This window comes from Streptomyces sannanensis, from assembly GCF_039536205.1.
In the GTDB taxonomy this organism is placed as follows: domain Bacteria; phylum Actinomycetota; class Actinomycetes; order Streptomycetales; family Streptomycetaceae; genus Streptomyces; species Streptomyces sannanensis.
In genome coordinates, this window is sequence record NZ_BAAAYL010000001.1 from 82,530 (window position 1) to 95,673 (window position 13,144).

Annotated in this window: 13 protein-coding genes and 2 pseudogenes; 3 read left to right on the forward strand and 12 right to left on the reverse strand. The window is 70.4% G+C overall.

The genetic code is table 11. The annotated features are described in order from the left end of the window. Genes ABD858_RS00490 through ABD858_RS00510 form a run of 5 tightly spaced genes read right to left on the reverse strand, consistent with a single transcriptional unit; the run spans position 1 to position 4,362 of the window. Positions 1 to 258, reverse strand: coding sequence for a phosphopantetheine-binding protein (locus ABD858_RS00490; RefSeq protein WP_345033692.1), 258 nt, complete (start codon positions 256 to 258; stop codon positions 1 to 3). A gap of 17 nt (positions 259 to 275) precedes the next feature. Next, on the reverse strand, positions 276 to 1,526 hold the full coding sequence (locus tag ABD858_RS00495; RefSeq protein ID WP_345033693.1) for a ketosynthase chain-length factor: 1,251 nt from the start codon (positions 1,524 to 1,526) through the stop codon (positions 276 to 278). Next, positions 1,523 to 2,791 (reverse strand): beta-ketoacyl-[acyl-carrier-protein] synthase family protein, encoded by a 1,269-nt coding sequence (locus ABD858_RS00500; protein ID WP_345033694.1) that lies wholly within the window; start codon positions 2,789 to 2,791, stop codon positions 1,523 to 1,525. Before ABD858_RS00500 ends, ABD858_RS00495 begins: the two co-directional genes overlap by 4 nt. After that, a complete protein-coding gene (locus ABD858_RS00505) occupies positions 2,788 to 3,228 on the reverse strand; it encodes a cupin domain-containing protein (protein WP_345033695.1) in 441 nt (146 codons plus the stop codon). The genes ABD858_RS00500 and ABD858_RS00505 overlap by 4 nt, the downstream gene beginning before the upstream one ends. A gap of 18 nt (positions 3,229 to 3,246) precedes the next feature. Next, positions 3,247 to 4,362, reverse strand: coding sequence for a SchA/CurD-like domain-containing protein (locus ABD858_RS00510; RefSeq protein WP_345033696.1), 1,116 nt, complete (start codon positions 4,360 to 4,362; stop codon positions 3,247 to 3,249). Between the two features lie 180 nt (positions 4,363 to 4,542). On the opposite strand from ABD858_RS00510, the gene ABD858_RS00515 reads away from it, so the two are divergent. Next, positions 4,543 to 6,177, forward strand: coding sequence for an FAD-dependent oxidoreductase (locus ABD858_RS00515; protein ID WP_345033697.1), 1,635 nt, complete (start codon positions 4,543 to 4,545; stop codon positions 6,175 to 6,177). 31 nt (positions 6,178 to 6,208) lie between these two features. Here ABD858_RS00515 and ABD858_RS00520 read toward each other — a convergent pair whose 3' ends face one another. From ABD858_RS00520 to ABD858_RS00535, 4 genes are all read right to left on the reverse strand, one after another. Continuing rightward, positions 6,209 to 6,601 (reverse strand): DUF742 domain-containing protein, encoded by a 393-nt coding sequence (locus tag ABD858_RS00520; protein ID WP_345033698.1) that lies wholly within the window; start codon positions 6,599 to 6,601, stop codon positions 6,209 to 6,211. A 23-nt stretch (positions 6,602 to 6,624) separates the two neighbouring features. Further along, the gene (locus tag ABD858_RS00525) at positions 6,625 to 7,062 is read right to left on the reverse strand and encodes a roadblock/LC7 domain-containing protein (protein ID WP_345033700.1); all 438 of its coding nucleotides are present in this window, start codon (positions 7,060 to 7,062) and stop codon (positions 6,625 to 6,627) included. Beyond that, entirely contained in the window at positions 7,059 to 9,632 is a 2,574-nt protein-coding gene (locus tag ABD858_RS00530; protein ID WP_345033701.1) for a sensor histidine kinase, read from the reverse strand. The genes ABD858_RS00525 and ABD858_RS00530 overlap by 4 nt, the downstream gene beginning before the upstream one ends. 291 nt (positions 9,633 to 9,923) lie before the next feature. Then, positions 9,924 to 10,697 carry an MHYT domain-containing protein gene (locus ABD858_RS00535; RefSeq protein WP_345033702.1) on the reverse strand — a complete coding sequence of 258 codons (774 nt, stop codon included), beginning with the start codon at positions 10,695 to 10,697 and terminating at the stop codon, positions 9,924 to 9,926. A 150-nt stretch (positions 10,698 to 10,847) separates the two neighbouring features. Here ABD858_RS00535 and ABD858_RS00540 point away from each other — a divergent pair, with 150 nt between their 5' ends. Both ABD858_RS00540 and ABD858_RS00545 read left to right on the forward strand, forming a co-directional pair. Further along, positions 10,848 to 11,447 (forward strand): class I SAM-dependent methyltransferase, encoded by a 600-nt coding sequence (locus tag ABD858_RS00540; protein ID WP_345033704.1) that lies wholly within the window; start codon positions 10,848 to 10,850, stop codon positions 11,445 to 11,447. A gap of 46 nt (positions 11,448 to 11,493) precedes the next feature. Beyond that, positions 11,494 to 11,921, forward strand: a pseudogene (locus ABD858_RS00545) (PadR family transcriptional regulator); the annotation flags it as partial. Here the strand turns inward: ABD858_RS00545 and ABD858_RS00550 are convergent. The 3 genes and pseudogenes from ABD858_RS00550 to ABD858_RS00560 all read right to left on the reverse strand — a co-directional run. Continuing rightward, a pseudogene (locus ABD858_RS00550) lies at positions 11,907 to 12,056 on the reverse strand (oxygenase MpaB family protein); the annotation flags it as partial. The pseudogenes ABD858_RS00545 and ABD858_RS00550 overlap by 15 nt on opposite strands. Positions 12,057 to 12,210: 154 nt before the next feature. Beyond that, on the reverse strand, positions 12,211 to 12,753 hold the full coding sequence (locus tag ABD858_RS00555; protein ID WP_345033705.1) for an MOSC domain-containing protein: 543 nt from the start codon (positions 12,751 to 12,753) through the stop codon (positions 12,211 to 12,213). Positions 12,754 to 12,824: 71 nt separating this feature from the next. After that, positions 12,825 to 13,007, reverse strand: a complete 183-nt coding sequence (locus ABD858_RS00560; protein WP_345033707.1) for a hypothetical protein — start codon at positions 13,005 to 13,007, stop codon at positions 12,825 to 12,827. Between the last annotated feature and the right edge of the window lie 137 nt (positions 13,008 to 13,144).

Genomic DNA, 13,144 nt, shown 5'->3' on the forward strand with positions numbered 1-13,144 from the left:
TCAGGCTCCAGCCATGAGAGTGGTGTTGACGAGGGCGAGGAATTCCCGCGGGGTCTTGCAGCGTTCGGCGTCGGGGGGCAGCGCCCGCCCGTGCCGGTTCTCCAGCTCGCCGACGATGCCGAGGAGACCGAGCGAATCGAGACCCAGGTCGTTGAAGGCGGAGTCGGGCCTGCGCTCGAGGTCGTTCGCGTCGACGGTGACGCCGGCGGCGTGTTTCATCAGCGCCGCCAGTTCCTGGACGGTCAGTTGAGTGATCATGAAGGAGTTCTCCTTTCTCACGAATGAGCGTCGCTGCCGTGCCGTAGCACGAGCGCCGCATTGGAGCCCATGAGCCCCCGGCTGAGTACCAGTGCCGTACGCAGCTCGGCGGGGCGGGCGCTACCGGTGACCAGATCGAGGTCATGGCACACGTCGAACACATTGGGCGTGGGCGGTACGAGGCCGTTTTCCATGGCGAGCACCGCCGCCGCGGTGTCCAGCACCGGCGCTCCGCAGTACGCCCGCCCCGTGCCGGTCTTGGGCGCCGTGACCGGCACGCGCAGGCCGTGCTTGCCCAGGGCGTCGGCGATCGCCAGCGCTTCGGCACGGTCGGCCTCCGGTACGCCGAGCGCATCCGCGAACACCACGTCGATCTCCTCCGGAGCACAGCGGGCGTCCCGCAGCGCTCCGCGGATCGCATGGGCCAGTCCTTCCCGGGACTGCTCCCACTGGGAGGCCCCGGTGAAGGTCGCGGCGTGCCCGGCCAACCTGGCGCGGATCTTGGCGTCCCGACGGCGAGCCGCCGTCTCCTCCTCGACCACGAGCATGGCGCCGCCTTCGGCGGGTACGAATCCGCAGGCGCCGGTGGTGTAGGGGCGGTAGGCCCGGGCCGGATCGTCACAGGTGCTGAGCTCCTCGTAGCCGAGCTGGCAGACGGCCGAGTACGGCGCCAGCGGTGCCTCGGCCGCACCCACCACGATCGTGTCGGTGCCGCGCCGGATGGCTCCGGCCGCGTGCGCGACCGCGTCCAGGCCGCCCGCTTCGTCACTTGCCACGACTCCGCACGGGCCCTTGAAGCCGCCGCGTATCGATATCTGGCCGGTGCTCGCCGCGTAGAACCAGGCGATGGACTGATACGGGCCGACGTAGCGGGATCCTTGTCCCCACAGCCTTTGCAGCTCACGCTGGCCGAACTCACCGCCGCCGGATCCGGCGGCGGTGACCACTCCCACCGAGAACGGCGAGTCACTGTTCTCGGCACGGCTGAGCCGGGCGTCCTCCAGGGCGAGCTCGGTCGCGACCATCGCGAAATGGGTGAACCGGTCGGTCTGGACCAGGTAGCGCTCCTCGATCACCGAGGCGGGGTCGAATCCGCGGACCTCGCCGGCGATGCGGAGCGGCAGACGCGTACACCCGTCACGAGTGACCCGGTCGAGAACGCTGATGCCCTCCTTCGTGGACTTCCAGAAGGCATCCGTGCTCAACCCGTTGGGGGCTACGACACCGATGCCGGTGACGGCCGGACGCCGGCTGTGCGGGACGCTCATCTTGTCCTTCCTTCTGGTCGGGTCATGACCACGGCGGACTGGAAGCCGCCGAACCCGCTGCCGACCGAGAGCACACTGCGCAGCTTCAGGGGCCGCGCGGTGCGTGGCACATAGTCCAGGTCGCACTCGGGGTCCGGTGTCTCGTAGTTGGCCGTGGGCGGCACCACCTGTTTGGCGAGGGCCAGGACGCAGGCCACGATCTCTATCGCTCCGATGGCGCCCAGCGAGTGGCCCACCATGGATTTGATCGAGCTCATGGGCACGTCGTAGGCGTGTGCGCCCAGTGACCGCTTCACCGCGGCCGTCTCGTGCCGGTCGTTCTGCTGGGTGCCCGAGCCGTGCGCGTTGACATAGTCGATCTGCGAGCTGTCGACGCGGGCGTGGTCGAGCGCGGTGTCGATCGCCCGGGCCATTTCCAGGCCCTCGCGGGTGAGACCGGTCATGTGGTACGCATTGCCGAAGGTGGCGTAGCCGCCTATTTCGCAGTACACGGTGGCACCGCGGGCACGGGCGTGTTCCAGCTCCTCCAGGACGAGCACCGCTCCGCCCTCTCCCATGACGAATCCGTCACGGTGGAGGTCGAAGGGCCGCGAGGCATGGCCCGGGTCGTCGTTGTTCGGAGAGGTCGCCTTGATGGCGTCGAAGCACGCCATCGTGATCGGGGAGATCGGCGAGTCCGACGCACCGGCGACGCAGACGTCGACCCTGCCGTCCTCGATGGCCTGGAAGGCGTAACCGATGGCGTCGAGCCCGGAGGTGCAGCCCGTGGAGACGGTCTGCACCGGGCCGTGCGCACCGGTCTGCTGGGCCACTTCGGAGGCGAGCGCGCTCGGTGAGAACGCCCGGTGCAGATGGGGACCCGCCAAGCGGTGGTCCACGTCCCAGCGTCGGCCGGAGCCGCTGACCGCGACGTAGTCGTGCTCGAGACGGGTGGTGCCCCCGACGGCGGTGCCCAGGGACACCCCTATACGCCAGGGATCCTCCTTCTCGGGGTCCAGGCCCGCGTCGCGTATCGCCTCGCGAGCCGCGACCATGGCGAACTGGACGTAGCGGTCGGCGCGTTGCGCCGTCTCCGCGTCGATGCCGTGGTCCGCCGGATCGAAGTCGCACTCGGCGGCGATGCGCGAGCGGAAGCCCTTCGGGTCGAAGAGAGTGATCCCCCGCGTAGCGGTCCTGCCGTTCGCCAGGAGGTCCCAGAACGCCGGCACGCCCAGGCCGCCCGGGGCCACGACACCGACCCCGGTGACCGCCACGCGCCGGGTCATGAAACTGCCCCGGTTCGTTCAGGCGGGGCGGCCTCTGTGGCTCCCTCCATCGCTGTGTCCTCCGTGTCGACGTGGCCGAGTTCCGGACGGGGGGCCAGCGGACCCAGGTGGAAGACCAGGCGGGCCTCCACGTCCCCCACATTGCGGAAGCGGTGCCGCATGTAGGGGGGAATCAGCAGCCCCTGGTCGGGCCGGATCCGGTAGGGCTCCCCGTCCAGGTCCACTTCGAGCGCACCGCTCACGACGTACACGAATTCCTCGGAGTACGGGTGGTAGTGCTCGCCGATGCGCTCGCCGGGCTGCACGAGGGCCAGCCCCATGAACCCGCTGGTGGCCCCAACCGTCGTGGGCGTGAGCATGGCGCGCAGGTCACCTCCGCGTCTGCGGTTGGGCTGCGTCTCGCTGAGGTCCACGACGCGAGGGCGGTTTGTGGTCATGATGTGTCTCCTGCAGGGTCAGGCATCCGGGGACCGGCGGTCGGTGATCAGTCGCATGTCGGCGCGCTCGAGGAAGCGCACGACCTCCTTCTCGTCTTCCAGGGATCCGGTCACGCTCTCGTCGAGCAGCCGTGCCAGAACGGCCGACTTGCGGGGGCCCTGGACTCCGAGCGCCTGGAAGGGCACGGCGTCGATGGGTCCGTGTGCGTTGATGAGCCGGACGACGATGTCGTCGCGCTGGAAGATCGTCGTGCTGGTGATGGGGCACGCGGGGTCGTCGAGCGACGCCTCGTCCTGAGTGGCGAGAAGTCGCGCCAGGGCCATACCGCACCCCTGCTTGGCCGGATAGATGAGGGCGTGCCTCGTCAGATCCGGGGATTCCTGCGCGTCGGCCGCGACGTGATGCACTGCCGGGAGCGCTGCCCGGGTGAAGAACACCCTGGCGGAGTCGGGATCGCCGAGGTCACGGTCCTGCTCCAGATACGGGTTGATGGCCTCCTCGACGGCCCTGATCTCCGGCTGCCGGGCCACGTGGCGCAGCGCGGCAAGGAGATCGCCCTGCACCTCGACCGCTCGTACGACGCGGTTTCCGTGCATGTAGAGGGAAGTGCGCCGCAGCCGTGTGGTGTCGTCCACCTGCGCCTCGGGCGAGGTGTATCCGGCCAGGATCTCCGCGACCTTGTCCTCGCTGCCCGGCTTGACGGTGAAGGTGAGAGCGTGGCGGACCACGCCGTCCCCCACCCGGGGCGAGGCCTGCAGCCGTCCCTTGGTCTGCGAGGCAGTGACTGAGGAGGTGATGCCCGTCTCCCTCAGAATGCTGAACCGCAGAGACCGGGTGTCCCTCACACAGCCGTGCAGCGGTCGGACCGTCTGCACGTGCTCCTCACTGTTCACCCAGGCGAGGAAGGGCGGGGCGCTCTCCCATTCGCTGGTGATGAGCCACTGCGAGGGGTTCTCGATCGACTGGCACAGCTGGTCGCTGATGTGACCGGGAACGGACGCCACTTGGTTGCGCAGGAGCTCATATGCCTCGAGGAATTGCTGCTGAGCTCCGTCATGAAGGTCCAGCAGCAATACGACGCGGAGCCTGGAGCCGTCGAAGGCGGACTGGGATATACGTTCCGAGATGGTCATCCTGCACACTCCAGTCGTCATGGATTCCGAGTGATGATCCGGCGGTGCCGGAATTTGATCGTGAGCCGGTACCACCGGCGGCGCGAGTTACGTGAACCACGCGGGTGAATGGGCGAGCGAACCGCTCCCCCGAGGGCATGGAAACACCATCCCCAAAGGTGGCTGGAAATGGAGTCATTGATGAACGAAGAGTTCGACCACCGGGTGCCGGTCCTCATCGTGGGCGGCTCCCTGGTGGGCCTGTCCTCCTCGCTGTTCCTGGGCCGACTCGGCATCAGGCACATGCTGGTCGAGAAGCATGCGGGCACCTCGATGCATCCGCGCGGACGCGGGAACAATGTGCGCACGATGGAGCTGTTCCGGGTCGCCGGAGCGGAGCAGCGGATCAAGGACGCCGCCTCGATCCTGGCCGGCAACCACGGAATCCTGCAGACGTCCTCGCTCACCGACGACGAGGGCGAGTGGCTGTTCAAGAAGATCGACCCCGGTGACACACTTGCGCGTTTCAGCCCGAGCACATGGTGTCTGTGCAGTCAGAACGACCTGGAACCGGTGCTCTTGACCTGCGCCCGCGAGTACACGGGCGACCTGCGCTACTCGACCCAGATGCTGTCCTTCGAACAGGACGCGGAGGGTGTCACCGCGATCGTGAAGAACCGGGACACCGGCGAGCACTCCACGGTCCGCGCGGACTACCTCATCGCGGCCGACGGTCCCAGGAGCCCGATCCGGGAGCGGCTCGGCATCGGCCACACAGGGCCCGGCGACCTGTTCCACAACGTCAGCATCACCTTCGACTCCCGCGAGCTCGCCGATATCGTGGGCGACCGGCGCTTCATCGTCTGCTACCTGACCGACCCCGACGGCGACGGGGCGCTGCTGCCGGTGGACAACCGGGAGAAGTGGGTGATCCATGTGCCCTGGCACCCCGACCGGGGTGAGACGCTGGAGGACTTCACCGACGAGCGGTGCGTCGAGCACATCAAGAAGGCGACCGGCGTCTCCGGTCTGGACGTCAGGATCACCGGAAAGGCCCCGTGGCACGCCGCGGAGCGCGTCGCGGAGCGGTACGCGGACCGCCGGGTCTTCCTCGTGGGGGACTCCGCCCACGAGATGTCCCCCACCGGGGCGTTCGGGTCCAACACCGGCATCCAGGACGCGCACAACATCGCCTGGAAGCTCGCCGCCGTACTGGAGGGCTGGGCGGGCCCCGGCCTCCTGGAGACGTACGAGATGGAACGCCTGCCGCTGGCCCGGGCCACCAGTGCGCGTGCCTCCGCCCGTTCCGTGGAGCACAGCCACCCGGGGTACGCCCCCGCTCCCGGCGTGGGCGGCGGGAGGCAGAGCGGAATGCTCACGGTGGCCATGGGATACCGCTATCCCCGCGGCGCTGTCCTGGGAGCCGACTCCGAACTGCCCGTCGTACCCGAACGGATGCAGCTGGGCGGTGAGCCGGGCACCCGGGCCCCACACATGTGGGTCCGCCGGTCCGGCAAGCGGATCTCCACGCTCGACCTCTACGAGCGCTCCTTCGTCCTCCTCAGCGGGGCCGAGGGCAAGGACTGGCACGCGGCGGCGTCACGCGTCGCCGAGCAGCTGTCCCTGCGGCTGGACGCCTACCGGGTGGACAGCGGGCCGGAGGCCGAACTTGCCCCCGAGAACGGAGCCGACTGGGCCGAGGTCCACGGCACGACGGCCGGAGGTGCGGTCCTGGTGCGCCCGGACGGCTTTGTCGCCTGGCGCGCGGCCGGTCCCGTTCCCGAGCCGGAGGCGGTGCTTCACGAGGTCATGACCTCACTGCTCCGCCCGGCCTGATCCGCCGGACGGGTGATCCGCCGGACACCTCTCAGAGCGCCCTCAACCCCTCGATCACTTCTCGCAGAATCTTCTCGTCCGGGAGCTGTGCGGGGGGTACGGGCCGGCTGACCTTGACGAAACCGCCTTCCAGCAGGTCCCCCAGCAGGACCCGGACCACGCCCACCGGCAGATCGGCGTCGGCCGCGAGTTCGGCGACCGACTGCGTCTGGGAACTGCACAGCCCGAGCAAGGTGCGGTGCTCGGGGCCGAGCAGCGACGCGTCGACGGATCCGTGCGAAGTGTCGACGACGACGAGCGCGATGAGGTCGAACCGCACCCCGCTCGGACCGGGTTTGGTCCGTCCGCCCGTCATGGCGTACGGACGGACCAGGGGTCCGGCTTCCGCGTCGTACCAGCGGCCGTCGGGCAGATGCTCGGTCATGGGACGTGTCTCTCTGCCGCTGGTCACCCGGCCGCCGGGGGCTGGGCCGGGTGCCGTGCCGGGGTGGCCAGGTGCTCGCCGACCCGGTTCACCAGCCTGGCCATCTCATAGGCGATCAGACCCACGTCCGCGGTGACGGAACTGAGCACCGCAAGGCAGGAGCCGTCCCCGGCCGCCGCGACGAAGAGGAAACCCTCGTCCATCTCGACCATCGTCTGGCGTACTCCGCCGACCCGGAAATGCCGGCCCACGCCCTTGGCAAGGCTGTGGAAGCCGGAGGCCACGGCGGCCAGGTGCTCGGCGTCCTCGCGGGACAGGGCGCTGGAGGCGCCGACGGCGAGGCCGTCGTTGGACAGCACCACCGCGTGCCTGACCTCCGCGACCCGGAGGACGAGGTCGTCCAGCAGCCAGTCGAGTTCACCGGAGCGGGGCGCGGTGTCCATCCTGTGGTGCTCGATCATGCGTGGTCTCCTTCACTGGACTTGCCTGCCGGGGTGCCGCCACCGCGGGCCCAGCCGCTGAGATAGGCAGTCATACGGTCCCTGACCTGTTCCGGTGTGCGCTCCGCGGCGCCTTCTCGGTCGCCGGAGGAGGGCGTCTCGGGCGCCGGGGCCCCGCGCAGCTGGGGGGCGAGGCCGGCCCCACGGACCCGGCGCGGCAGTCTGCCGGCTGGCGCGCCGCCGCGCTCGGTGTTTTCGTCGTCGGTGTCGTCCGTGACGCGTCCGATGCTGCCCTGCGGCGGGGGCCGCATACGGTCCCGCAGAGCCGTGACCCCGGCGGGCACAGGTTGCTCATGCTGGGGGAGCTGCTCGGGAAGGACCGGGTGGGAGGGCGGGCGCGGCGGCCCGGGCGGTGCGGTTCGGGCCGGCTGTGCGGGCTGTACGGCCCACGGTGGCTCCTCCGCCGCCCGTGATGCCGGGGCGGGTACCTGCGCCCGGGAGGGGGCCGCGTCCCCGGACTCGTTCGCGGTCGTCTTCAGCAGTCCGGTGGGCAGCAGGACGACCGCAGTGGTTCCCCCGTACGGCGAGGTCCGAAGATGCACCCTGACGGCGTGCCGGGCGGAGAGCCGGCTGACCACGAAGAGGCCCAGCCGGTCGCTGTCGAAGAGGTCCAGCGCCTCCGACTGCTCGATCCTCAGGTTCGCCTGCTTCAGGGCCTCCGGTCCCATGCCCAGACCGCGGTCCTCGATCTCGAGCACATAGCCGTTCCCGACGGGTTCGCCGTTGATCCGCACCTTGGTGTGCGGCGGGGAGAACTGGGCGGCGTTCTCGATGAGCTCGGCGAGGAGATGGGTGAGGTCGGCGACGGCCGAACCGGTGACGGCGGTGTCGGGGAAGTGGCGGACCTCGACACGGGCGTAGTCCTCGATCTCGGAGATGGCGGCACGTACCACGTTGGTGAGCGGGACGGGTGTCCGCCAGGCCCGGCCTGGGGCCGCGCCGGAGAGGATGATCAGGCTTTCGGCGTGACGCCGCATACGGGTGGTGAGGTGGTCGAGCCGGAAGAGGTCGCCGAGTTCGTTCGGGTCGTCGACGCGGCGTTCCATGCTGTCCAGCAGATTGAGCTGACGGTGCACCAGGACCTGACTGCGCCGGGCGAGATTGACGAAGACGCCGGAGATGCCGCTGGCCAGCTCCGCGCGCTCGACGGCCGCGCCGAGCGCTGCCCGGTGGACGGTGGTGAGCGCCTCGCCGACCTGGCCGATCTCGTCCTGCGCGGGCGGCCCCGCCGGGGCCTCGGCGAGGATGTCGAGTTCCTCGCCGGCCCGGAGCCGACGCATGGCACGGGGCAGTTTGCGGCGGGCGATCGCCAGGGCGCTGTTGCGCAGGGTGACCAGTTCGACGACGAGACCGCGGCCGATGCGGACCGAGATGACGAGGGAGGCGGCCACGGCGACGAGCCCAAGGAGCACGGCCGCCCCCGCGGGCGTGAGTGCACCCCGGGTGAACGGGTCCGCCCGTTCGGCGGCGCTGCGCACGGCGCCGGACTCGATGGCCCGCATGCCCTTCTCCACGCCCGCCCGGGTCTGTTCCCAGGTGGCGGCCGGTACGGCGACAGCGGCATTGCGGCCGGGACTGGCGGCGAGCACTTTGTCCTCGGTGTTGCCCAGCACCGCGTACACGCCTGACCGGGTGAAGTCGTGCCAGGCGGCGCCCTGCGATCCGGGCAGGTCGGCCGCGGCGGAGTCGGTCAGGGTGCGGCGGGTCTCCACGGCGCCGGCGAACAGTCGCAGCCGCGATCCGCTCAGCGTGCCGGTGAGCTGCGCGGAGGCGAGCAGCGCCTCCTCCCGGGACAGCATCTCTCCGGCCCGGGTGAACTCGTAGAGGACTCGGGCGTCGGAGCCGAGTTCGGCGTCCTGGATGCCGGTGAGTCCACCCGCGATGGTGAAGGCCGTGGCGATGGTGGAGGTGTACTGCTGGTACGTAGCGTCCCAGTCGGCCACGCCGTCGAGGACATCGGCGCGCAGGGCGCGCAGCTTCCGTACAGCGGCGACGAACCGTTCCAGACGGTCCGCCACCCCGGCCGGCAGGTCTCCGCCCTCGGCAACGGTGTGGCCGCTGTCCAGACTCAGCGCGGCCACCGCGTCGTCGGTGCGTGCGGCCTGCTGCCGGAGTGCGGCCCCGCGCTCCGCGTCGGGGGCCGCCACCTGCTGTACGGCGGCCCGGCGTTCGTCCTGGAGCCGGGCAATCGCGGCGGCGACCGGTGCCCTCACCAGCTGGTCGACCCGCTGGGACTGGCGCAGCCTGGCCACGTCCTGGGCGGTGGTGACGGTGGCGAACCCCCACAGGGCGAGCAGCGAGACGACCGGCACCATCAGCAGCGAGATGATTTTCGCGCGGACGGTCCTGGGACGCAGCCGCCACCGGCGGCGCTGGGTCCCGGCCGCAGGCACCCGCGCCTCGTCCGAGGCCGCCGGGGGGTCGTCTCTCTCGTCCGCGGGCGGGCCGGCGTGGGCCCGCCGTCCGCGCGCCGCCGTCGTGGGCGGGGCGGGCGATATGCCGGTGCCCAGGGTCCTGCGGGGTGTTCGCACAGGTGTCCTCGCTTACGGTACGGGGCTTAGGGGATAGTGCTGTGACCGGAAAGGTTCACCGGCTCGCGACGTCCGGCGGCACCTCTCCCCCGTAGCCCTTCGGGCACGGGAGGTACCCCCACTGTTGTCGCATCGCGCGAGTACGGCCGAGTACGAGCTGTGATGCTCCGCCTTGCGATGCACCGCACCTGGGGGCACCTCTGGGGGCACCCTGGGGACGCCCCCAGAGGTAGCTGGGGGAGGTAGCTGGGGGAGCCGCGAGCCACCCGGCAAACCTTCCCGGCCACAGCGTTAGGGAGCCGAGGTCTCGGCGAGCCGTTCGGCCGAGGCATAGGCGGCGCGTTCCCGCGCGGTCGGGGAGAGCGCGACGAAGGCGGAGGTGAGGAAGAGATAGGAGCCGAGGCCGACGGCGAGGGGAAAGACGAACTGCATCGTCGTGGCCCCGGCGAGCGCCTCTCCCGATGGGTCGACCCGCACGTCGACCGCGATCATGCCGGTGTAGTGCATGCTGCTGACCGCCGCGCCCATGACGAGCGAGGCGATCGCGACGGCGACCGGTGACTTGATGTTCAGCGCGGCCCACAGGGCGGCGGTGGCCGCGATGACGGCGATGGCCACGGACAGTCCGACGAGCACGGGGTGGTAGTGGACGGATCCGTGCAGGCGCAGGGCTGCCATGCCGAGGTAGTGCATGCTCGCCACGCCCAGTCCGGTCGTGAGGCCGCCGAGCAGCAGGGCCCGGGGACGGTCGCGTCCGTACCCGACGGCGAAGACCCCGCCGCCCACGACCAGCATGGCGACGAGCAGGCTGAGCAGCGTCAGCGGAACGTTGTAGCGGATGTCGGTGCCGGTGACGCCGAAGCCCAGCATCGCCACGAAATGCATCGTCCAGATGCCGGTGCCGATCGCGGAAGCCGCCGTGATCAGCCAGTTGCGCCGGGAGCGGCCTTGGGCGTCGAGCGCCCGCACGGTGCAGCGAAGCCCGAGGGCGGCGCCCATGCAGGCCATCACGTACGACAGCACGGGGGTAAGCCAGCCGAAGGCGGCGTGGTCCAGGTGTCCCATGGCTCGGGGACGCTAGTCCTCACGAGGGCGCACACAAGGGGCGCATTTCGAAAGCTGATGGGATATGACGCATAAATTTTCCGGAACGATCGCATCGAGTCCGAACATGCGCGCAGGAGCACCTTCCCCGGTGTGAGGGATCATGTCCGCATGGCCGAGGACCACACGCACGTTCAGGAATTCTTCAGCGCCCGCGCCGCGGACTGGGACGCTCGCTTCCCCGACGACGGACCGGCCTATGCCGCCGCCGTCGCCACGCTGGGACTGAAGCCCGGAAACACCGTGCTCGACGCCGGCTGCGGCACCGGCCGCGCCCTGCGGCCGCTGCGTGCCGCCGTGGGCCCGGAGGGCACGGTGCTGGGCGTGGACCTCACCCCCGCGATGCTCGACGCGGCGGTACGGGCGGGGCGGGGCGGCCACGGCCGGCTGCTGCTCGGCGACGTGGCCCGGCTGCCGCTGCGCTACCGCTCTCTGGACGCCGTGTTCGGCGCCGGACTCATCGCCCACCTGCCCGAGCCCGAGGCGAATCTGCGTGAACTGGCCCGGGTCGTACGGCCCGGCGGACTGCTCGCGCTGTTCCATCCCGTCGGCCGGGCGGCCCTCGCGGCCCGGCAGGGACGGCAGATCACTCCGGGCGATCTGCGCGCCGAGGGCAATCTCCGTCCGCTGCTGGCCGCTTCGGGTTGGCGGATGACCTCATACGTGGACGAGGACGCGCGCTTTCTCGCTCTGGCGGCCCGTCAGGACTGAGCAACGGCCGCGCGGATGAACGCCTCCGCGTTGTCGAACGTCACGTACGCTCTACCCGGCCATCAAGCGCCTGGAGAAAGCTGGTCTGCTCGCTCGCGAGACCCAGCCGGGCGCCGTCGCGGCGCCCCGGCACGTCCTCACCCTCACCGACGAGGGCAGGCGGAGCTACTGCGGCGGCTCGCGGAACCCGTGCAGCAGGAAATCACCGACGAGAACCGCTGGTTCACCCTGCTCGCCTTCCTGCGGCATCTGCCGGACCAGGCGGCGCAGGCAGGTGTGCTGCGGCGGCGGCTCGACTTCCTGGAGCAGCCCGCCAGTTTCTTCTACGGCTACAGCGAGAGCGACGGCGAACGTCCGCTGCGCGCCGAGGAGCTCGACGACCCCTTCCGGCGCGGCATCCTCACCATCGCCCGCGCGACCAGCCTGGCCGAACTCACCTGGCTGCGCGCGACCCTGGGGTCACCCGGCAGCGGCAGCCGACCGCTGCCCGTGCAGCACCGGGCAGCCGCGTACGCCCGGGACCGGGAAGATGCCGAGTCCGGCGACCTCGTAGCCGTCCGGGTAGCCCTTGATCTCCTTACATGGCGGAGTTCGGGCCACGCGGTGAGGTCGTGCAGCCGCGGTGGTCGGTGGAGCTGATGCGCGAGTACTACGGCTGACTTGCGGCCGGCCGCCGTGGGCCGGTTCACGGCCTCGTCCACGCCCCGGCCTCACGCGACACCTGCACAGCGGCTCACCGCCCCGGCAGGCTGAGGGCCTCCGGTCAGACCGCCTGAAGGGGCCTGTGCTCGCCCTCCGGGAGTTCCACCTTGATCGGGTCGCCCGGTCGTATGACTCCGCCGGTCCTGACGACGCTCATGACGCCGGCCTTGCGCACGATGTTGCCGTCCTCGTCGCGGCCCACGCACTGCTTGAGCAGCCCGTTCTGGAAGTTGTCGATCTGGAGGCAGGGGTTGCGCAGTCCGGTGAGCTCGACGACCGCCTCGGCGCCGATGCGGAGCAGGGTTCCGGTGGGTAGCCCGAGCAGGTCGAGGCCGCGGGTGGTGATGTTCTCGCCGAGCTCGCCGGGCGCCACCTCGAAGCCCGCTTCCCGCACCTCGTCGAAGAGCTCCTGGTGGATGAAGTGGACCTGGCGCAGGTTCGGCACGGTGGGGTCCTTGGCGACGCGGGAGCGGTGCTTGACGGTCACGCCCGCGTGCACGTCCCCCTCGACGCCGAGCCCGGCGAGCAGGGTGATGCTGTCGCGGTTGGGTTTGGTGAACGAGTATTCGGCGTTGCTGCTGACCGCTGTGACCGTCCCGCTCATCGTGCGGAACTCCCCTCTTCCGTACCTGCTATCGAGCCGTACGACCCTATAACGGCACGTCGGAGAAGTGATCAGCGGCCGATCTCCTTGCGTGGGATCCGGCGCAGCCTGCGGCGCTGGAAGGGGTCCAGCATCAGGTATGCCGCGACCGGCACACCGACGATCACCAGCAGCGAGGGCCAGAATCCGATCAGGGGGATCAGGACGAGGCCGGCCACCACACCCGCGGCGGCGATCTTCGCGCTCTTCGACATCTTCGTCGCCTCCTTCGCGGCCCGTGCCGCTTCCTCTCTTACGAACGTACGCCGCCTGCGCACGGTTCCAGCGGCGGTGACCCGCGTCACAACGTGATGGCGTCCGCCCCTGCCCGGTCTGGTGTACCCTCAACGAC

Excerpts from the sequence above, each read along its gene's own strand:
- ABD858_RS00560 (WP_345033707.1), bottom strand. The coding sequence starts at position 13,007 with ATGTCGAAGAGCGCGAAGATCGCCGCCGCGGGTGTGGTGGCCGGCCTC.
- ABD858_RS00515 (WP_345033697.1), top strand. The coding sequence starts at position 4,543 with ATGAACGAAGAGTTCGACCACCGGGTGCCGGTCCTCATCGTGGGCGGC.
- ABD858_RS00535 (WP_345033702.1), bottom strand. The coding sequence starts at position 10,697 with ATGGGACACCTGGACCACGCCGCCTTCGGCTGGCTTACCCCCGTGCTG.
- ABD858_RS00520 (WP_345033698.1), bottom strand. The coding sequence starts at position 6,601 with ATGACCGAGCATCTGCCCGACGGCCGCTGGTACGACGCGGAAGCCGGA.
- ABD858_RS00490 (WP_345033692.1), bottom strand. The coding sequence starts at position 258 with ATGATCACTCAACTGACCGTCCAGGAACTGGCGGCGCTGATGAAACAC.
- ABD858_RS00540 (WP_345033704.1), top strand. The coding sequence starts at position 10,848 with ATGGCCGAGGACCACACGCACGTTCAGGAATTCTTCAGCGCCCGCGCC.
- ABD858_RS00495 (WP_345033693.1), bottom strand. The coding sequence starts at position 1,526 with ATGAGCGTCCCGCACAGCCGGCGTCCGGCCGTCACCGGCATCGGTGTC.
- ABD858_RS00555 (WP_345033705.1), bottom strand. The coding sequence starts at position 12,753 with ATGAGCGGGACGGTCACAGCGGTCAGCAGCAACGCCGAATACTCGTTC.
- ABD858_RS00505 (WP_345033695.1), bottom strand. The coding sequence starts at position 3,228 with ATGACCACAAACCGCCCTCGCGTCGTGGACCTCAGCGAGACGCAGCCC.
- ABD858_RS00500 (WP_345033694.1), bottom strand. The coding sequence starts at position 2,791 with ATGACCCGGCGCGTGGCGGTCACCGGGGTCGGTGTCGTGGCCCCGGGC.
- ABD858_RS00525 (WP_345033700.1), bottom strand. The coding sequence starts at position 7,062 with ATGATCGAGCACCACAGGATGGACACCGCGCCCCGCTCCGGTGAACTC.
- ABD858_RS00510 (WP_345033696.1), bottom strand. The coding sequence starts at position 4,362 with ATGACCATCTCGGAACGTATATCCCAGTCCGCCTTCGACGGCTCCAGG.